This is a genomic window from Virgibacillus chiguensis, assembly GCF_900129865.1.
Taxonomy (GTDB): domain Bacteria; phylum Bacillota; class Bacilli; order Bacillales; family Amphibacillaceae; genus Virgibacillus; species Virgibacillus chiguensis.
Genome location: NZ_FQXD01000007.1, coordinates 41,749 through 60,776 on the forward strand (window position 1 = coordinate 41,749; position 19,028 = coordinate 60,776).

20 protein-coding genes and 1 pseudogene are annotated in these 19,028 nt (G+C 38.0%); 12 read left to right on the forward strand and 9 right to left on the reverse strand.

Going from position 1 to position 19,028, the window contains the following annotated elements; genetic code table 11:
- Positions 1 to 43: 43 nt before the first annotated feature.
- Positions 44 to 325 carry a hypothetical protein gene (locus BUB45_RS09600; protein ID WP_073007980.1) on the reverse strand — a complete coding sequence of 94 codons (282 nt, stop codon included), beginning with the start codon at positions 323 to 325 and terminating at the stop codon, positions 44 to 46.
- A 240-nt stretch (positions 326 to 565) separates the two neighbouring features.
- Between BUB45_RS09600 and BUB45_RS09605 the strand changes: the two genes are divergently transcribed.
- The 5 genes from BUB45_RS09605 to BUB45_RS09625 all read left to right on the forward strand — a co-directional run bounded on the left by BUB45_RS09605 (position 566) and on the right by BUB45_RS09625 (position 4,502).
- Positions 566 to 1,213 (forward strand): hypothetical protein, encoded by a 648-nt coding sequence (locus tag BUB45_RS09605; protein ID WP_073007983.1) that lies wholly within the window; start codon positions 566 to 568, stop codon positions 1,211 to 1,213.
- Positions 1,210 to 1,953 (forward strand): cytochrome c biogenesis CcdA family protein, encoded by a 744-nt coding sequence (locus BUB45_RS09610; RefSeq protein ID WP_073007986.1) that lies wholly within the window; start codon positions 1,210 to 1,212, stop codon positions 1,951 to 1,953. The genes BUB45_RS09605 and BUB45_RS09610 overlap by 4 nt, the downstream gene beginning before the upstream one ends.
- Positions 1,954 to 1,965: 12 nt before the next feature.
- On the forward strand, positions 1,966 to 2,571 hold the full coding sequence (locus tag BUB45_RS09615) for a redoxin domain-containing protein (protein WP_073007989.1): 606 nt from the start codon (positions 1,966 to 1,968) through the stop codon (positions 2,569 to 2,571).
- A gap of 169 nt (positions 2,572 to 2,740) precedes the next feature.
- A complete protein-coding gene (locus BUB45_RS09620) occupies positions 2,741 to 3,430 on the forward strand; it encodes a response regulator transcription factor (protein ID WP_073007991.1) in 690 nt (229 codons plus the stop codon).
- On the forward strand, positions 3,411 to 4,502 hold the full coding sequence (locus tag BUB45_RS09625; protein ID WP_073007994.1) for a sensor histidine kinase: 1,092 nt from the start codon (positions 3,411 to 3,413) through the stop codon (positions 4,500 to 4,502). The genes BUB45_RS09620 and BUB45_RS09625 overlap by 20 nt, the downstream gene beginning before the upstream one ends.
- A gap of 233 nt (positions 4,503 to 4,735) precedes the next feature.
- On the opposite strand, the gene arsC is transcribed toward BUB45_RS09625, so the two are convergent.
- The 5 genes from arsC to BUB45_RS09650 all read right to left on the reverse strand — a co-directional run bounded on the left by arsC (position 4,736) and on the right by BUB45_RS09650 (position 8,542).
- Positions 4,736 to 5,164: an arsenate reductase (thioredoxin) gene (gene arsC, locus BUB45_RS09630; RefSeq protein ID WP_073007996.1), complete on the reverse strand. Its 429-nt coding sequence runs from the start codon at positions 5,162 to 5,164 to the stop codon at positions 4,736 to 4,738.
- A gap of 13 nt (positions 5,165 to 5,177) precedes the next feature.
- Positions 5,178 to 6,476: an arsenic transporter gene (locus BUB45_RS09635; protein WP_073007999.1), complete on the reverse strand. Its 1,299-nt coding sequence runs from the start codon at positions 6,474 to 6,476 to the stop codon at positions 5,178 to 5,180.
- A gap of 13 nt (positions 6,477 to 6,489) precedes the next feature.
- The gene (locus BUB45_RS09640) at positions 6,490 to 6,834 is read right to left on the reverse strand and encodes an ArsR/SmtB family transcription factor (protein WP_073008456.1); all 345 of its coding nucleotides are present in this window, start codon (positions 6,832 to 6,834) and stop codon (positions 6,490 to 6,492) included.
- Between the two features lie 113 nt (positions 6,835 to 6,947).
- A complete protein-coding gene (locus BUB45_RS09645; RefSeq protein ID WP_073008002.1) occupies positions 6,948 to 7,208 on the reverse strand; it encodes a metal-sensitive transcriptional regulator in 261 nt (86 codons plus the stop codon).
- An 83-nt stretch (positions 7,209 to 7,291) separates the two neighbouring features.
- On the reverse strand, positions 7,292 to 8,542 hold the full coding sequence (locus tag BUB45_RS09650; RefSeq protein WP_073008005.1) for a hemolysin family protein: 1,251 nt from the start codon (positions 8,540 to 8,542) through the stop codon (positions 7,292 to 7,294).
- Between the two features lie 889 nt (positions 8,543 to 9,431).
- On the opposite strand from BUB45_RS09650, the gene BUB45_RS09655 reads away from it, so the two are divergent.
- Together BUB45_RS09655 and BUB45_RS09660 are read left to right on the forward strand one after the other, a co-directional pair.
- Positions 9,432 to 10,487: a YkvI family membrane protein gene (locus BUB45_RS09655; RefSeq protein ID WP_073008008.1), complete on the forward strand. Its 1,056-nt coding sequence runs from the start codon at positions 9,432 to 9,434 to the stop codon at positions 10,485 to 10,487.
- 115 nt (positions 10,488 to 10,602) lie between these two features.
- Positions 10,603 to 11,307 (forward strand): NAD-dependent protein deacylase, encoded by a 705-nt coding sequence (locus BUB45_RS09660; RefSeq protein ID WP_073008459.1) that lies wholly within the window; start codon positions 10,603 to 10,605, stop codon positions 11,305 to 11,307.
- A 223-nt stretch (positions 11,308 to 11,530) separates the two neighbouring features.
- Here the strand turns inward: BUB45_RS09660 and BUB45_RS09665 are convergent, their stop codons facing one another.
- A complete protein-coding gene (locus BUB45_RS09665; RefSeq protein ID WP_073008010.1) occupies positions 11,531 to 12,106 on the reverse strand; it encodes a YpjP family protein in 576 nt (191 codons plus the stop codon).
- A 274-nt stretch (positions 12,107 to 12,380) separates the two neighbouring features.
- Positions 12,381 to 13,787, reverse strand: a complete 1,407-nt coding sequence (locus tag BUB45_RS09670) for a SpoVR family protein (RefSeq protein WP_084723597.1) — start codon at positions 13,785 to 13,787, stop codon at positions 12,381 to 12,383.
- 490 nt (positions 13,788 to 14,277) lie between these two features.
- Between BUB45_RS09670 and BUB45_RS09675 the strand changes: the two genes are divergently transcribed.
- The 5 genes and pseudogenes from BUB45_RS09675 to BUB45_RS20785 all read left to right on the forward strand — a co-directional run.
- A complete protein-coding gene (locus BUB45_RS09675) occupies positions 14,278 to 15,213 on the forward strand; it encodes a metal ABC transporter solute-binding protein, Zn/Mn family (protein WP_073008016.1) in 936 nt (311 codons plus the stop codon).
- Between the two features lie 120 nt (positions 15,214 to 15,333).
- Complete coding sequence (locus tag BUB45_RS09680) at positions 15,334 to 16,086, forward strand: metal ABC transporter ATP-binding protein (protein ID WP_073008019.1); 753 nt, start codon at positions 15,334 to 15,336, stop codon at positions 16,084 to 16,086.
- 3 nt (positions 16,087 to 16,089) lie between these two features.
- On the forward strand, positions 16,090 to 16,959 hold the full coding sequence (locus tag BUB45_RS09685) for a metal ABC transporter permease (RefSeq protein WP_073008022.1): 870 nt from the start codon (positions 16,090 to 16,092) through the stop codon (positions 16,957 to 16,959).
- Positions 16,956 to 17,849: a metal ABC transporter permease gene (locus BUB45_RS09690; RefSeq protein ID WP_073008024.1), complete on the forward strand. Its 894-nt coding sequence runs from the start codon at positions 16,956 to 16,958 to the stop codon at positions 17,847 to 17,849. The genes BUB45_RS09685 and BUB45_RS09690 overlap by 4 nt, the downstream gene beginning before the upstream one ends.
- Before the next feature lie 208 nt (positions 17,850 to 18,057).
- A pseudogene (locus BUB45_RS20785) lies at positions 18,058 to 18,184 on the forward strand (IS256 family transposase); the annotation flags it as partial.
- A gap of 466 nt (positions 18,185 to 18,650) precedes the next feature.
- Here BUB45_RS20785 and BUB45_RS09695 read toward each other — a convergent pair.
- Positions 18,651 to 18,944, reverse strand: a complete 294-nt coding sequence (locus BUB45_RS09695) for a hypothetical protein (protein WP_073008027.1) — start codon at positions 18,942 to 18,944, stop codon at positions 18,651 to 18,653.
- Positions 18,945 to 19,028 lie beyond the last annotated feature (84 nt).

A 19,028-nucleotide genomic window follows, 5' to 3' on the forward strand; every position in this document is an offset into this window, starting at 1 on the left:
CATGTAAAGTAAACCTTCCCCCTACCTAAGGCATTACCCTATCTTATTTAAAATAATCCTGAAAGATTTGGATAAATTCTTCTGGAGATGAATCCACTGTATATGTGTATACGCCTTGTAATGAGTGTAAATATAAAATTCCCCCTTGATTAGACACAGGGCGATAGGAAAAATCTAACACATTATCGATAGGAAACTCGCGTCTCTGTGTAACGACCTTATTCGTATACAAATATAACATCCGTTCCTGCTTGATATCCTCTTGCTGTAAACTCGATACTACTCTTTCCATTTTAAAGTAAGCTTGCTTTGCAATAAGGGTCATCAAATCAGGCTCCTTTTAATAAGCTGTGTAAAGCATTATGTTATATCATAACTAATATAATAGTAACATAATTCATTCTTTTTCAGCTTTCTAACGATTTATTTCTTCTTCTGTTTCGAATTCCAATAACATATAAAGCGATATCTTTTGAACGAAACATCCATTTTTTCTCTTTCATCAAACTTTCACATTTCTTATTTATACTATCATCAGATTCGTGTAAAATTTGGAGGAAAACATATGCCATCAACTACGGTGTTAATGAGCCTTGCAGCCAATATCATCAGCTTTTCTGTTGGATTACTAGCGTACTACCTAAGTAGCAACCTGTCGAGTAAGGATAAACGAAAAAATGTAGAACAAATCATTTCTTATTTAATAAATCTCATTTTATTTATTTGGGTAGCTAAAATTATTTTACAATTGCCATTATTTCTCTCTGACCCAATTGCCGTTTTAGCATATCCAAGTGATGCCCAAGCTTTTTATCTTGCATTACTTTTATTAACCATACAAATGACGTACCAAGGTAAAAAAAGTGGCTTGCAGTTGCAAAACTTACTAATAAACGCCATTCCTGTCATATTGGTAGCTTCTTTTACTTACCAATTTATCGATATCGTTTGGCAAAATAATTCCTTAGCGTGGGGTAATTTTATCCTTATGTTGCTTCTTTTACTCATCTATCTATTGGTTAAAGATAGAATGCAAAGCGCTATGCTTTTCCTATGCTTAACCGTCATTTGGACGATTGGGAAACTAATTCTTAGCTATGTACTACCATTTACTACCATTTTCAGTTATATGATCCACCCACTTTTCTTTGTCATGATTGGGTTGATTCATATCTGTATATTTTTATTTAAACGAAAGAAGGTGTCTTCATGACAGCAGCAGCAGATTTAACCATATGGTTAGCGTTAGGAGCAGGAATGCTTTCTTTTCTTTCTCCTTGCACATTACCTATCTTTCCAGCCTATCTATCCTACATAACTGGAATGAGTGTGAAAGAATTAGAAACGAATAACAATGTAAAGATTAGAAGTAAGCTACTTATTCATGCGATTTTCTTTTTATTTGGCGTATCTCTCATATTTATTAGTCTCGGTATTGGTGTTTCTTTCTTGGGGCAATGGATTCAAGGGCTTTTAGCTGGAGAGTCTGGAGATTTCATTCAGCGAATTGCCGGCATTTTCATTATTGTCATGGGCTTATTTGTTGGTGGCTGGTTAAAAATCACTTCCTTTATGAAAGAGAAACGATTTCGCTTTGCAAGTAAACCGGTAGGATATTTAGGTACAGTGTTTGTAGGGATGGGGTTTGCAGCGGGTTGGACGCCATGTATTGGTCCTATTTTTGCGTCCATTTTAGTTGTCGCAGCAGCTAATCCGACACAGGGAGCTTGGTACACGATATTTTATGTCATCGGATTTGCACTTCCTTTTCTTATCCTTACTTTCTTTCTCGGTTCTACAAGATGGATCGTTAAATATAGTGGAATTATTATGAAAATCGGTGGAGTTATCATGATTCTCATGGGTATTCTACTATTTACAGGCTTCATGCCACGAATTTCTGCGTTTTTATTAAACCTTGTTCAAGATACTTGGTTAACCAACCTAGGATAGGAGGAAAGTTTTATGAAAAAAGCAATTTTAATCATCATTATAGTGGGCATGTTCTCTTGGGCGCTATACGATTTTGTATTTTCATCCAATGATACAGCAGAACAAGCAGATGCGCCGCCTGCTGGAAGTGGCAACCAAATTACTACACAAGAAAATCAAACAAGCGAGACAGAAAAAACAGGAGATTCCAGTGAAGTTGGCTTAGAAGTTGGCAATCTGGCTCCGGATTTCAATTTATCTACAATGGACGGAGATACGATTCAATTATCGGAATTACGCGGTGAACGTGTAATGGTGAATTTTTGGGCTACGTGGTGCCCGCCTTGCCGTGCTGAGATGCCAGATATGCAAAAATTCTATGATGATAAGGATATAAATATTTTGGCAATTAACTTAACAGAAACAGAAAGTGATTTAATGACGATCCAGAACTTTGTCTCTGATTTTGAGCTTACATTTCCCATTTTAAAAGACGAAAATACAGAAGTTGCAAATGCGTACCAAATACAGCCTATCCCGACCACTTTTATGGTCGACAGTAATGGCATTATTCAATACAAAGCATTTGGTGCAATGAATTATGATTTAATGGTACAAGAGTTTGAAAAAATGGAGTAAAGAAAGCTGTACGAAACAAATAGAACAAAGGCTCAGGGCACCCGGTTAGCAACGTAGCGACTGGAACGAATCAAATCAAGATCACTTCAAAGTAATTTCTTTCTCTAACGGCAGCTTTCTAGTATCACTTTTCCCATCAACTGCGTTACACTAAGGTTGAGGTGAGATCATGAAGCAAACCATTATGATCGTTGAAGATGATAAAATGATACGGAATCTAGTACGCATATATTTAGAGAAAAATGGATACGTTGTTGTAGAAGCAGCAGATGGAGAGGAAGCGAAAGCTATATTTATAAAACACCTCCCGTGCCTCATCATCCTCGATTTAATGCTTCCGAAAGTAAGTGGTGAGGAGTTTTGTGAATGGGTAAAACAACAAGAAAACGGCGAAGTTTCTATTATTATGCTTTCTGCTAAGACAAGTATTGAAGATAGAATAGCAGGACTAAAAATTGGGGCAGACGACTATATGACAAAGCCATTTGATGCGAATGAACTGATAGCACACGTGGAAGCAGTATTGCGACGTACAGGGAGTTACTGCCAAAAAATAGTCTATGATGGACTTTGCATTAAGCCGCGAAAAGGAGAGGTATGGCTTCATAATAAGTCCATACAGCTAACTAATTTTGAGTTTAATCTTCTCTATCTGTTTATGCAACATCCAAATAACGTTTTATCGCGAGAGCAACTTGTTACAGAACTCTACCCTAACGCAGAGAGTACGGTATTAGACCGAACCATTGATGCACATATTAAGAAACTGCGGGAAAAAATTGAAGAAGAACCAGCGAAGCCAAAACGGATTCAAACCGTTCGTGGAATGGGGTATAAATTTGTCCAAAATTCATCGTAAACTCATAAACTTGGCGCCCGTCAGCTTTCTATGGCGATTAACTTTTTTACATTTCTTTGTCATTGGTGTCGCTTTATGGATTAGCGGTTGGGCTTTATATAATACGGCTTGTTTTTTAGCTGCTGGGGTAGGAAACCTCGATGAACTACGACAACAGCAATTTAACCAAACGTTGTTAAATTATGTTTGGATATTTGTTATCATCGCCATCGTTGTCGCTTCTATTTTATATTATTATCTATCTAAAAAATTATTACAGCCTATTCATGCATTGATGGAAGCAACCCAATTACTACAAACTGGAAAATACCCAGACCCTATTCCCGTTTCCCGAAATGATGAAATTGGGCAACTTGTACAGCAATACAATCAACTCATGGATCAACTGAACCGTAATGAAACAGATCGAAAGAAGCTTGTTTCCGACATCTCCCATGAATTTCGTACACCGTTATCTAATCTTAATGGGTATCTGTCTGCATTGAAGTCAGGTGACATAGAGGGGAATCAAGCGTTATTTGTAGCGCTTTATCAAGAATCACAGCGTCTTACTTCCATGCTAGACCAATTTGATCTGTTAAAGCAATGGGACTATACGAACGCAAGCACTTACAACCGCAAAGAAATGCAGGCAGTAAAACCACTTCTGGAGCAATGCGTTTCTATGTTCCATTGGACACTAAAACAAACGGGGATCAAATTGGAACTACAAGCGGAAGTAGCAGATGTATATGTCCACGCAGAAGGAATGCAGCAAGTCATAAGTAATCTCTTAGACAATGCGATTCAATACTATAAAGGGAAAGGGTCTATTCGTATTACCGGACAAAAACAAAATAACGGCTATTATATTGCTGTTTCCGGACCTAGTGAACCAATCCCAAGCCAAGAAAGAGAATTGATTTTCCAACGATTTTATCGTCTTGAATCCTCCCGCAGTAGAGACACAGGCGGAGCTGGACTAGGACTTGCCATTACGAAAGAAATTATCGACCAGCACGATGGAAGTATTCAAATAGATACGGTGCAGGATCGAAATATTTTTACGGTTAAGCTTCCAATCCATGCTTAAATAGAGGAGTTTTTCTTATACTATAAACTTTAAACTTTTATACTCACCTATAGTGCAAAACGAAGGCTTTTACTACTTCTTCATACCTAAGCCTTCGTTTTGTTAGGTAATGCGCTAAAACAAATAAACTGTACAACACCTTACTCCTTACGCCCTCACCATTGCCGTTTCTCATTCCATCCCGCATTCCTTATTTCTAATGTTTCGTTCTAGAATTTATCAATGAATGTAACTTAATCGTTTGCTTCTATTTTCGCAAATTGTTTGATACGAGCGCCTATTTCATCTCGCACTCGTTGGAAAACGAAGCCTTTCTCTGTTTCGCTTCCTTCTGCCTTTGCTGGGTCAACAAATCCCCAATGCGCATGTGTCACATGTGGCGGTATTGTTGGGCAATTATCTTTGGCATCGCCACAAAGAGTGACAACCAAATAGGCGCGATGAATGAGATCTAAATCGATGATATCTGAAGTTTGGGAAGAAATATCAACCCCCACTTCTTGCATTGCTTTTACAGCTTTCGGATTTAGCCCATGTGCCTCCAATCCAGCACTTTTTACTTCCCATTCTTTCTCATCAAGATAATATTTCGCCCATCCTTCCGCCATTTGGCTTCTGCAACTGTTTCCTGTACATAAAAAATATACCAATTTTTTCTTCATTATATCGAACTCCTTACCATAGTAATAGACTTATATAAAGCCCTGTTAATGTTATGAGTAGGATAGGAATGGTTAATACGATTCCCGTCTTTAAATACGTACCCCATGAAATTTTTATCCCTTTTTGTGCCAACACATGAAGCCATAACAATGTTGCTAAAGAACCAATTGGGGTAATCTTTGGACCCAGATCAGAACCAATAACATTAGCGTAGACTAAAGCTTCACGAATCACACCAGATGTATTCGTCTCCGCTATGGCAAGCGCATCAATCATGACTGTCGGCATATTATTCATGATGGACGATAAGATAGCCGCTATTCCCCCCATCGTCATTGTTGCTACAAATAACCCTTGATCTGCACTTACTTGTATCGCTGTTGCTAGTAGATCGGTGAGCCCTGCATTTCGCAAGCCATATACAACAACGTACATCCCAATAGAAAAAAATACGATATTCCACGGTGCACTCTTTACGATGGCTGCTGTATGAATCGCTTTACTTTTTCGAGCCAATATAAGAAAAACGATAGCAATCGCTCCAGCTACAATAGAAACAGGAATGCCAATAAACTCGCTTGCGAAATAACCAATTAATAGTACTGTCAGCACATACCAAGATAGGCGAAACAATCTCTTGTCTTGAATTGCCTCTTTTGGTTGCTTCAGTTGATCAAGCGAATAAGTACGAGGAATACTTTTTCGAAAATAAACAAATAGTATGCTGATGGTTGCAATAAGTGAAACGAGATTGGGTAACCACATCCTAAATGCATACGCTGCAAAACCAATATCAAAAAAGTCAGCAGATACAATGTTGACTAGATTACTTACGACAAATGGCAAGGATGTCGTATCTGCAATAAATCCACTCGCTATAACAAATGGAAAAATCATTTTTTCTTGAAAATGCAAGTGACGTACCATCGCTAATACAATCGGAGTTAGTATTAAAGCAGCACCGTCATTAGCAAATAATGCCGCAACGATAGACCCTAAAATGCTAACGTAGACAAACATTTTTACGCCATTCCCTTTAGCCATTTTAGCCATATGTAAGGAGGCCCATTCAAATAGCCCAATTTCATCTAGAACAAGAGAAATTAGAATAATTGCAATAAAGGCAAACGTTGCATTCCAGACAATGTTCGTTACTTCAAGTACATCTTGTAGATCTACTACTCCTAAGATGAAGGCTAATACCGCTCCGCCACATGCAGACCAACCTATAGACAGCCCTTTAGGCTGCCAAATGACAAATACTAAAGTAACGATAAATAGACTCAATGCTAGTAAAATCGATGATGACAAAATAAATTACCTCCTAAGACGAACAGTGCAAACCCCCTTTTTGTTGCACTGCTTTCAGTTTCGTTCCTTGATCAGGGAGCTGTTGCAAAATTGTCTGTACCATAGGAAAATCGTTACTTTCTTCATTCAAAGCATAATACGTCCACTGCCCTCTTTTTTCTTCTTGTACTAAACCAGCATCTCTTAACTTGCGTAAATGTTGACTAATAGAAGGCTGACTTACTTGAAATATTTCCACCAGTTCACACACACAACACTCTCGGTACTCTAAAATTTTCATTATCGTCAACCTTGTGCGATCTGCTAACAATTTAAACACCACCGTGGCACGCTCTAGATCCCAAATTGATTTATCCAACTTCATTTCACCACCTTTAATAAGTATATAATAATATACTTATATGGAGAATGCAATTAAAGGAGGAAGTGTTTACATCCCCCTTTGAAATTAGCTCTTACTGCCTATTTGTGTTATCTACTTTTCACAAGCAACTGCACTGCTTCCTGAATTAATTCGTCGGTGTTGCCACCTTTTTCTTGTTCTTCACGGATACAACGCTCTAAATTTTGACTAACAATTAATGCCGCTGTGCGATCGATAGCATTTCTAGCTGCTGACATTTGTGCAACAACCTCACGACAATCTTTGTTTTGCTCCATCATTCGTTGCAATCCTCTGATTTGTCCCTCTATTCGTTTCATTCGATTAATAACTTTTGTATCGTATTCCACTTTTGCTCCTCCTCCACGATAGTTTGCAGTGTAATTACTAGCAAGCAAGATTTTCTACTAAAGAACGAATAAAAGCTTTCTAGTTATACTTTACTTCCTTCATCTGTTTTCACGTTTTTCAATATTTGTACCCGTTTAATCATACGTTCGTCGACTTCTAAGATGCGATACGTTAATTGGTCATCTTGAAATTCTTCTCCTTCATGAGGAAAACGATGCATTTTTTTTAACAGGTAACCAGCCAAAATATCCTCATCATCTATAATGTTTATGTGAAAAATAGTATTTAGTCGATGCAAGGAAATTTTGCCATTACAAATAATTTCCTTATCTGTCACTTTTTCCACAAGCGGTTCATTACCTCGGTCGGTTTCATCCTCGATTTCTAATCCAATTAAAAGTTCAATAATATCTTCCTGTGTAATAATACCTTCTGTTCCACCATATTCATCTAACACAATTGCCATATGCTTTTTTTCTTGGATCATTTTGCGAAAAACCCAATCTACAGCGTGGAATTCAAACACGATCAATGGATTCATATCACTAAAAGATTCGAGTGATTTATCTGGTTCCATCGACCATGACAACAAATATTTTGAATGAAAGACACCTATTATCATATCGATATCCGCTTCATAAATAGGGTATCGTGTGAAGGGGTTTTGAATGGCTATGTTACGTACTTCCTCAAAATCCGAATCACTAGGTAGTGCTACAATATCAACTCTTGGCGTTTTTAAGGCGTCCTTTACATTTAAATTACTAAACTCAAGCACACCTTTAATCCGATGTGATTCATCCTGCTTGAATATCCCTTCTGTACGCGCAAGATCAACCATTGCTCTGATTTCATCTCGAGACACCGATGCATCCGATTCTTGACCTTTTGATAAATATTTAATAATAAACCCTGTGATGGCATTTAGTAACATCGTTAACGGTCGAAAAATGAAAACAACAGCTCGAATTACGGGGTAAACAATGTAGGCGATCCGATCAGGAAACGCAGCTGCCACAGATTTTGGTATTACCTCTGCAAAAATGATAATCGTAATGGTCAATATAGCAGATGCAATCCCGACATTCACTCCGTATTCCATTGCGACTATGGTTACCAATGTAGGCAAAAGAATATTTGCAATATTATTCCCAATTAATATTGACGTAATAAATTGCTCGGGTTTTGAAACTAATTGAAGCAATTTATCCGCCCGTTTATCATCATGACTTGCTTTTGTTTGTAATTTCATTTTATTTGCGGCAGTTAAAGCTGTCTCACTACCAGAGAAGAAAAATGATACGAATAATAAAGCAATGATCGCAATGATCACCTTTATATGCCCCCTTATGTATGCAAAATAACTAATTTTTACTAGCGTTTGTATATCTTCTTTCTATCATACATGGATTTTAACGGAATATAAAGTCATACTATACATGATGGAGTAATTGTTTTTCCTTTTTATGGAATCACCGATAACAAACCTATTATTCTTAATAAACAATGGGCTAATACAATTTCTATTTGCAGTAAAAAATATGATATGATAATTAGGCGCCATTTTTTGACTTTGGAAAAAATAAGGGTAATTCAGTTCTCCACTGCTAAAAAAAGCAAGCATCATTCAGTAAAAGAGCAGGCTTCCTCACAAGGATGGCTTATTACTTCAAATTTATACAGTGAAATTTCAATGCGTGGACTTTTTCTTTTATTCCACAAGGATTGTTTAATAGCCCAAGGGTATAACCCGGAGGCCTCTTAGAACAAAGGCTCGGGGCGCCCGTTTAGCAACGTAGCGAGTGGAGCGAATCAACGAAAGTTTTAAGAATCATGCTCCTGCAACAGGAGTATGCCGACACCCTCCGGCAAGCCCGTCTTTAGTCGGCCTTCCTATTTAGAACGAACCGATGATGACTTAGCTTAGGGCGATTCGTGAAGTCGCCTAGTTGCTGGGCGCTGGAGCCAGACGTGGCTAAATAACTTAGTAAGTTTATCCACAGCTGCTAAATTTTATAATTTCCTAGACCACGAAAAAAGTGATTGAGATGCTGTTATCTCCCACTTTGGCTTGTTCAACGCACATCTTCATTTTGGAAGTACGGGATTCTTACAGCAACTTATATCCGCAATAAATCAGCACATACTTTACAGTCCCTAACGAAATGTAAAACATCATTATAAAAAGTAGCATATAGGGGTGCTTATACGGAGGCGTTTCCATGAAGAAAATATTACAAATAGCGAGTGCATTTATTGGTATCATTGTGGGGGCTGGATTTGCCTCCGGGCAAGAGATATTACAATATTTTACTAGCTTCGGTTACATTGGAACAATTGGTGTTATTATTTCAACGGCTTTATTTACTTATTTAGGTATGATTTTAACTCGATTAGGGAGCCAAACACAAACCACCTCTCATCGGGATGTTATCTATTTTATTAGCGGTCGACATTTAGGTATAATCGTCGATTATATTATTGTATTTACGTTATTCGGCGTCGGTGTTGTTATGATTGCTGGTGCTGGCTCTATTTTCAACCAACAATTTGGACTACCTGCTTTTGTTGGAATTACAACGATGACTATAATCGTTATACTTACTGTCATGCTTGATATTCATCGCGTTGTGCAAATTATTGCTAGTATTGCTCCATTTCTCATCTTCATGGTAATGCTTATCTCGATTTATAGCTTATTAACCATGGACCATTCCTTCGCAAAAATGGAGCCTATTGCTTTAGAACAAACTTCAGCTGTATCAAATTGGTTGCTTTCTGCTGTCAATTACGTTTCCTATAATATCGCTTTAGGTGCATCTATGGCGCTAGTGATGGGAGGAGCTGAACCTAATAGACGCAAAGCCACTATTGGCGGTTTGTTAGGTGGTTTAGGTATTGGGATATTAATACTGTTTAACCACTTAGCTATCTTTTCCAATATGGAGCTTGTAGCTAATTATGAAATGCCCATTTTAAAGATTGCGGACGATATGTCTCCTATTTTAGGAATGGTGTACTCTGTCATTCTGTTTGGGATGATTTTTAACACGGCAGTTAGTATGTTCTTTTCTTTTAGTGCGCGATTTAAACCAAGTGGAACATCAGCCTTTCGTCGCTTTAGTATCATTACTATTTTGCTTGCATTTGCACTTAGCTTTGTAGGCTTCACCAAATTAGTATCGTTTTTCTATCCTTTTATTGGATATATGGGGTTGTTTTTAATTGTTGTACTGATTATTGCACCTTTTCGATTACGATCGCATGCTAAGAAGTAGACATGCGTAACCATAGCATGTGAATTTGCATCGTTATTTGTCAAGAATGTTGGGTATTAAGCCGTTATTCTAGTATAATAGTTCGTGTAGAAGAATAAACCTGGAGGGAAGCATGTTGCTTAAAGAATGGTTACAAGAAGCGAAATACACGGTTGTATTCACAGGAGCTGGCATGTCAACAGAAAGTGGGTTACCTGATTTCCGCTCTGCTAACAAAGGTCTATGGAGACAAAAAGATCCTAGTAAGATTGCCTCCACAGATGCACTAAACTCTAATGTCGAAGCATTTATTGCGTTTTACCGGGAACGAGTAGTAGGTGTTAAAACATATCAGCCGCATGAAGGGCACTATATTTTAGCCGATTGGGAAAAACAAGGACGTATTCAATCGATCATTACCCAAAACGTAGATGGCTTTCATCAACAAGCTGGGAATATGCGGGTCGCTGAACTACATGGAACGCTGCAAAAGCTACACTGTCAATCTTGTGGAAAAGAATATAGTAGTGAGGAATATGTAAATAAAGATTACTACTGTTCTTGCCAAGGGGTTCTTCGCCCTTCCATTGTTCTGTTCGGGGAAACCTTACCGATGGACGCCTTTCAATTTGCGTTAGAAGAAACAGAAAAAGCGGATTTATTTATTGTACTTGGTTCTTCTTTAAGCGTAACCCCCGCCAATCAATTTCCGCTGATTGCGAAAGAAAATGGTTCTAAGTTAGTTATTGTCAATCAGGAGCCGACAGAATTAGACCGCTATGCCGATCAACTCATTCATAATCGTTCCATTGGTGAAGTATTAAAAGAAATAAACCAATAAGCCTCACGATAAAGTGTTTATCCCTATAAGGGTAATCAGCGCCTTTCTAAAAACGTAACTTATTGTATTAAAAACACCTTATATACGAGATAAACCTTAAAAGCATTTTTCTATAGTGTAAATTATACCTCATCAACATAAACGCTGTTAGGTTCCTATAGTGAAAATGGAAGAGTCGATGCAATCGCTTGTTTAACAAGTGACGGCATCGACTCTATATGTGTTACGTCATCCATTTTGGTGGCGTATTTTTATCCCAAAAAATCTCTCCAATTTCATAATGTGTCTCAAATTGATCTGTATTTAAATGATAATGAAAGTTAAACCAATGCCCTTCTAATGGCCGATGAACTCTCCTCACATGAAACTTCACTACATTTTCCTGTTTATGATAATCATAAACATGGAAAATTCGCTCGCCATATCCGCTAGAAGGGTCTTCCGTAATCCCATAATGAGATATGGGCTCTCCATTTTCATCTAGCATTACCGTTTCCATAACTTGCTCTATTTTAGGGAGAATAACAGTAGTAAACTCATCCGCGACACGTTCTGATATTCTCGGCCCCATTTTACGCAACACTTGTTCCTTCGCTTTTTCTGATAATGCTACCCTTGGATCGACGAAAGGAGGAGTTTCTTCTAAGACAACAGTGCTTGACTGTTCACTAACATCGGAATCCGAATTCATTCGAGGTTTTGCCTCCACCGATTCTTGTGTTAGCGAAGTAGGTACATACATGCCTAGTGTTACAAAGGCAATTGCCATAACCGCTATTTTCTTCATCCACCGCTTCATCTTAGGAGCCCTCCTCTCTCTACCTGTTACTTAAATTTTACCATTTTCTGATCATTTGTCTATATTATTTTTGTAACCGCAACCGTTTGTAAAGAATAATTAATCTTTTTGCAATAATGATATGGGATCATACACATTTCTGCCTATCTATCTGAGACGCCCCCTCCTATTTGTAGGCCTCTCTTCTGAATTGCATAGCGTATTTTTTAGAACGTTCGCCTAAGGATAAACGTCCAATTATAACATGCGTGCAACAACACAGTTATTGGCTTATCTACAATGATCGATGGACGGTTTTCCTTCCATCATAGGAGTAGACAATTCCCTTTTCATCAATCATCGTTTCTAGGCATACCGTACGTCCCCATAGCTGATAAATATATGGCAATACATGTTCTAAATAGGCAACATCTAACTCTGTCCCTTCATAATGATGCTTCAAATATAACTCACCATTGCGTAAATAATCACCGTCTTCTACAGTAATATACGGAAACCCACCATTCACCCGCATTGCTACAAGCTGATCACGAATGTTTTCATAATCTTTATTCGTAATTTGATAATTCCTTCCCTTTCTTTCAAACAAATATAAGTCCTCTCGCTGTACGAGATCCTTCGTTAAATAATTACGTAAAAAAGAAATATCTGATTCTAGCTCTCTAACTTCAAATATTTTTTCTCTTCCAGAATGGGGTTTTACTCCTCGTAGCTTCATTTCCTCTGTAGGTTGATTGTAGCGTTCTTCTATATCTTCTAATACTTTTAATCCTAAATAATAAGGATTTAATTGACGAGTAGAAGGCTGTACCACCCCTGCATGCAACGAAGCAAACTCAATCGTCTCCTCGCTACTTAAATCCATTTCTCTTAAAATTCGTTGGTGCCAATACGAAGCCCAGCCTTCATTCATGATTTTCGTTTCCATCTGCGGCCAAAAATAAAGCATTTCTTCCCGCATCATGGTTAGAATATCGCGCTGCCAATCCGCTAACTCTTTACTATAGGATTCTAAAAATAATAACAGATCTTTTTCTGGCTGTGGCGGGAATTTCTTTTTGTATTTTTCAATCGCTGGTTTCTTCATTACTTCAGCATCTAAATCCCACAAATCATCATAAGGCGTTTTCTGTTTGGGAGAATCTTTTTCCAAGGCTTCCATCTCTTCATAGCTTAGCCTTGACCGGAAGAGTGTTGGATCAACATGCTCTTGGATAGCTAAAACCGCATCTAAAAACTGCTCCACTTCCTTCTTTCCATACACCATTTCATAATGAGCAATTCGCTCAGCTGTTGCTGTCATGCTCTCTACCATATCACGCCGTGTATTTGAAAACCGAATATTATTTTTAAAAAAATCACTATGCGCCAAAACGTGAGCAATAATTAATTTATTTTGAATGAGGCTATTCGTATCTAATAAAAAGGCATAGCATGGATCCGAGTTAATTACTAATTCATAAATTTGGCTTAATCCTAAGTCATATTGCAACTTCATTCGATGAAACTGTTTTCCAAAACTCCAATGACTGTATCGTGTCGGCATTCCATATGCTCCAAACGTATAAATAATATCAGCAGGACAGATTTCATAACGCATCGGATAAAAATCGAGACCGAACCCAGAGGCTATCTCGGTAATTTCTGCAATTGCATGATTCAGTTCTTTCGTATCTGTCACGCAAATCCCTCCAATTCACTTTTTAGCCCGGTAGAAAATACTGTAGACTTCCACAAACGTAATGGAGAAATAACAGTAACTTCATCCCGCTTTTCTTATGTGACTTTAGGCTACATCCTTGCGAGTACGTACAATCATGCCAAGAAAAATAAACCTCTATAGATTACACGTTTACTTTATAGTTTATGAATGAAAAAGAAATTGATGACTTCGCTCGTTTAATCTAGAAAGCACCATATTGGTTCACCTCATTTTCATCCCAGTTGGTGATCCAATCGTTTTCTATAGTAAGAAGTAAGCTTATTCGACCGTTGATTCCATTTTAAAAATAAAACTATTGCATTTTTTCAACCTTTACCATATAATTTGCACTAAGGAAACAATTTAACTGGATGTAAATAATTTTTAAAGGAGCTAACATCTACTTGTTAGTCATTTTTTTAAAGTTATTTTGCGTTAGGTAAACATAATTAGAGAGGGGAACAAATGAATGAAGAAAATAGGCTTTATCAGTTTTACGATCCTACTTATCGCATTTCTTACAGGTTGCGGATCAAGTGCCAAGGACGCCGCCGGTGGCTCAAGTGAAAAACCTGTTAAAGTAGTTGCTACTATCGCACAAATTGGAGATGTTGTTGAGAATATTGGCGGTGATCATGTAGATGTTTATAGCATTATGGGACCCGGAACGGATCCGCATCTTTATAATGCGGTACAGGGAGATATTCAACAAATGACCGAAGCAGAAATTATTTTTTACAATGGGCTTCATTTAGAAGGGCAAATGGGTGAAATATTTGAAGAAATGCGCCAAGATAAACCAACCATTCCTGTGGCAGAAAGTATACCAGAGGACAAGCTGCTTGCAGATCCCGAAAGCCCTGAAGTAAGTGATCCCCATGTTTGGTTTGATATTGAATTGTGGAAATATGCAGCTGAGTCCATTCGCGATGGACTCAGCGAATTAGATCCAGACAACAAAGAGACTTACGAAAAAAACACAGAAGCATATATGAAAGAATTAGATGAACTACATGCTTATGCAAAGGAACGCTTCAATGAAATTCCAGAAGAAAGCCGTGTACTTGTAACTGCCCATGATGCGTTTAATTACTTCGGCAAAGCGTTCGAGTTTGAAGTAATGGGATTACAAGGACTAAGTACGGAATCCGATTATGGTGTGAACGATATTCAACGAATCATTGATGTGTTAGTAGAACGAAACATTAAAGGTGTATTTGTGGAAAGCAGTGTGTCCGAGCGGTCGATTAACGCCGTTGTAGAAGGGGCAAAAGAAAAAGGACATGACGTTTCTATTGGTGGTGAACTTTATTCTGATGCAATGGGTGAAGCAGGCACAGAAGAAGGAACTTATATTGGCATGTTTAGGCACAATATTGACACCATTGTAGAAGCCTTAAAATAAAACGCACTTCCGTATAGGATAAAAAGCATGTTGGGGCTGTTATTTCACAGTGAACCGCTAGCTTTCTGTGCAACAAAATTACAAGCCCCTTCGATGCAAAATAAAAGGAGGAACGACAAGATGAATGCCTTGACGGTGAGCAATATGTCTGTATCCTATGATAAACAACTCGCATTAGAAAATGTTTCTTTTTCTGTCCCTGAAGGGTCGATGACTGGCATCATTGGCCCTAATGGAGCTGGTAAATCAACATTAATCAAGTCTATTTTACAACTATTACCTACTGTATCAGGGACGGTAGAAGTGTTTAAAAAGCCCTTACGTAGCCAAAGAAAAATAATTGGTTATGTACCTCAACGTAGTGAAGTAGATTGGGATTTTCCAACCAATGCCCTAGATGTAGTGTTAATGGGAAGGTACAATCATATTGGTATGTTCAAGCGAGCGAGCAAAAAGGAAGTAACATGGGCAAAACATTGTCTGCAACGGGTAGGCATGCAAGATTATGCCTCTCGCCAAATCAGCCAACTTTCTGGTGGTCAGCAACAACGTGTATTTTTAGCCCGCGCAATGGCGCAAGATGCAAAAATCTATTTCATGGATGAACCTTTTGCAGGTGTCGATGCGTCCACCGAAAAAGCAATTATTCAATTAATGAAAGAGTGGAAAAATGAAGGGAAAACCGTTCTCGTTGTGCACCATGACTTACAAACAGTAAATGATTATTTTGACCATGTCCTGTTATTAAATAAAACACCAATCGCATACGGAGAAACAAATCGAGTGTTCACACTTGCTAACTTAGAAGAGGCATATGGGGGTAAAATTGCTTTTTTACAACAAGGCCCTAAGGCAGCAAAGGGGAGTACATAAACAATGGAACAATTTAGTGCTCTTTTATCAAGTGCCAACTTACAATGGGTATTAATTGGAAGTTTATTGCTCGGTTTTGCAAGTGGGGTTATCGGCAGTTTCGTTTTATTAAAAAAACAAAGTTTAATTAGTGATGCGATGGCTCATGCTGCATTGCCTGGTGTTTGTATCGTTTATATTCTGTTTCAGACAAAAACCGTCCCTTATTTACTAACAGGTGCTGCTGTTACGAGCTTAATAGCAACACAGTCTATTCAAACCATTGTGAAATGGTCACGGATTAAAACAGATGCGGCTATCGGTATCACATTATCTGTATTCTTCGGGCTTGGCATTGTTCTATTAACCTATATACAACAAAATGCAACGGGTAATCAAGCTGGACTTGATTCCTTTATTTTCGGGCAAGCCGCTTCTCTCGTTAAAGGAGATGTGCAATTAATTGCAGCTGGCGCATTATGCTTAATCATTCTGACAGCACTATTTTTCAAAGAATTTAAGATTAGTATCTTTGACCCACAATTTGCTAAGGGATTAGGTTTACCAGTTACCTTTTTCAATGCCGTCCTGTTATTTCTCGTTGTCGCAGTCGTTGTAATTGGGATTCAAATGGTCGGCGTTGTCCTTATAGCAGCATTATTAATTACGCCACCTATTTCTGCACGTTACTGGACAGACCAGCTCGGTTGGATGACCATGTTAGCGGGCATATTCGGGGCTATCTCTGGTGTAAGTGGGGCTGTCTTAAGTACAGCAATACAAAATTTACCTACCGGGCCAATTATCGTATTAAGTGCTTCCGTTATTTTCCTCTTTTCCTTATTGTTTGGGACAAAGAAGGGTTTATTGCTGAAAGGAGGAAGAAATGCATGAGCTATACTTTTTGGATTCTCTTAACCGGCTGTCTTGTCGGGCTTACTTGTGGTATTACAGGAGCGCTTCTTGTTTTACGGAAAATGGCAATGATCGCTGATGCCATTAGTCATACCGTTTTACTAGGTATTGTTGGGGCTTTCTTTGTTACCCAATCTTTAAGCGGGATTCCCATGCTTATCGGTGCAGGCATTGTTGGTATTCTAACGGCTGTTTTTGTGGAAATGCTTCATTCATCTGGGGTTCAATCGGATGCAGCAATAGGAATTGTTTTCACTTCCTTGTTTGCATTAGGGGTTGTCCTTATTTCTTTTATTGGCGACCAAGTCCATTTAGATGTACAGCATGCTTTAATGGGTGAAATTGCTTTTGTTCCATGGAACACGTTAACCATCAACGGGGTGAGTTATGGGCCTACTGCCGTGTGGATGCTCGGTGCTGTATTAGCGGTTAATCTCATTTTAATTACACTATTTTATAAAGAGATTAAAATGTCTACCTTCGACCCGCAATTTGCAACTTTAATTGGGGTGCCAGTAATGATCATTCATTATCTACTAATGACCATGGTATCCTTATCCACCGTCGCTTCATTTGATAGTGTAGGTGCGATATTAGTTGTCGCCATGCTCATTGTCCCTGGAGCAACGGCTTATCTTTTAACGGATCGATTTTTTGTATTATTAATTTTAAGTGGTGTTATTGGCATTTTATCTGCTGCCCTAGGCTATGGCTTTGCCATCCAATGGAATGTTTCCATCGCTGGTTCAATGGCAGTAGCAACAGGGGTATTCTTTATCGCCGCTTTCCTCTTCGGTCCAAAACAAGGCGTTGTAATTAAAAAGATCCGAGGTACAACTGGTAAAAAAACGGTCCAATCATCCACATAAAAGCATTTTTATTCTGTGTGAGGGGGGCTTATCTCCCTCACACAGATTACTACGATTTCAAAGGGGATGACGTAAACGCCTTTGGATAGAAAAAAGTTTGCTACATCTTTTTGGCGAAAAACGTTGTCGCTTTGTATGAATACCCTCGCAAAGCGTGCTTTAGGGTAGCTACTGACTAATGCAATGCGAACCATGAGGTTTCTCATAGGCTTTAGAACGTTTTCTTGTCACGCGATTTCTAGAGTATAATTATAAATTCAGCATGCACTGCCATCGGGGCTTTGATCAGGGCATAACCTCAATTAGTTGCCATGTTTGAAACTCTGGAGAATTGACTTAGAACCCGCCATCCTTCACCTTGTTTACGATCGTGGTGTATATCTGCGGCGGCTACAGAAAATCTAGCCACATAAGGGTTCCTTCCGCTTTTTTATGGTACCACGACCGTACTCTTCTATGCTCTCGCTGGCAGGACCCCTATACCCAACACAGCGAATCACAAAGAAGAAGCTCAAGGTCAAGGACAAGCAGCTAACGCTGTGACTATAGAGATTTCCTGATTATGTATTCAGAGCTAACATCTACAAAAGGGGATTTACACAAAATTATTGACACACCCGACGAAGGATAAAGTAAAAAAATTATAAGTAATAGTAAAAAATATGGTATACCGTTGAAGAGTAAAAATACAAAGCGCAATAACTGATAGTGTAGAAAAAAGAAATGGCATTGTTCTCAGTCTAAGGAAGAACTAATGCCATTAACTACATAAATAACACTTTAATTATTTATTTTTTAACTTTATTTACTTGTTTTTTTGTTTATAAAAAATAAACTTAATAAGAATACTACCCCTGAAATGATTGAAAGGATAAAATTCATTGAACCCGGAGACTTATTAAACTCATCAACTATAATTCCCTCTTGAAATAATAGCACCGTGGCTATTACTAAAAAAAATATTGAGTTTAGCACCACATGATAGTTACTTTTAATTTTATTTTGAAAGAAACGTAAATATAGAAAATTAACTAAGGTGAAAAATAATATAAGATAAAATATAGGTGCTAGCAAAGTAAATTCTTCTCCTAACATTTAACATCCTCCTTCATTGTTTGTCACAATATTATAACATAAAAAATTGGCATTTTTACAAGTATTTGTAATCATTGCAATAAA

Bases quoted from the DNA above. Each gene is read 5' to 3' on its own strand.
- BUB45_RS09600 (WP_073007980.1), bottom strand. From the start codon at position 325: ATGACCCTTATTGCAAAGCAAGCTTACTTTAAAATGGAAAGAGTAGTA.
- BUB45_RS09605 (WP_073007983.1), top strand. From the start codon at position 566: ATGCCATCAACTACGGTGTTAATGAGCCTTGCAGCCAATATCATCAGC.
- BUB45_RS09610 (WP_073007986.1), top strand. From the start codon at position 1,210: ATGACAGCAGCAGCAGATTTAACCATATGGTTAGCGTTAGGAGCAGGA.
- BUB45_RS09615 (WP_073007989.1), top strand. From the start codon at position 1,966: ATGAAAAAAGCAATTTTAATCATCATTATAGTGGGCATGTTCTCTTGG.
- BUB45_RS09620 (WP_073007991.1), top strand. From the start codon at position 2,741: ATGAAGCAAACCATTATGATCGTTGAAGATGATAAAATGATACGGAAT.
- arsC (WP_073007996.1), bottom strand. From the start codon at position 5,164: ATGAAGAAAAAATTGGTATATTTTTTATGTACAGGAAACAGTTGCAGA.
- BUB45_RS09655 (WP_073008008.1), top strand. From the start codon at position 9,432: ATGAAGAAAATATTACAAATAGCGAGTGCATTTATTGGTATCATTGTG.
- BUB45_RS09665 (WP_073008010.1), bottom strand. From the start codon at position 12,106: ATGAAGCGGTGGATGAAGAAAATAGCGGTTATGGCAATTGCCTTTGTA.
- BUB45_RS09675 (WP_073008016.1), top strand. From the start codon at position 14,278: ATGAAGAAAATAGGCTTTATCAGTTTTACGATCCTACTTATCGCATTT.
- BUB45_RS09680 (WP_073008019.1), top strand. From the start codon at position 15,334: ATGAATGCCTTGACGGTGAGCAATATGTCTGTATCCTATGATAAACAA.
- BUB45_RS09685 (WP_073008022.1), top strand. From the start codon at position 16,090: ATGGAACAATTTAGTGCTCTTTTATCAAGTGCCAACTTACAATGGGTA.
- BUB45_RS09690 (WP_073008024.1), top strand. From the start codon at position 16,956: ATGAGCTATACTTTTTGGATTCTCTTAACCGGCTGTCTTGTCGGGCTT.
- BUB45_RS09695 (WP_073008027.1), bottom strand. From the start codon at position 18,944: ATGTTAGGAGAAGAATTTACTTTGCTAGCACCTATATTTTATCTTATA.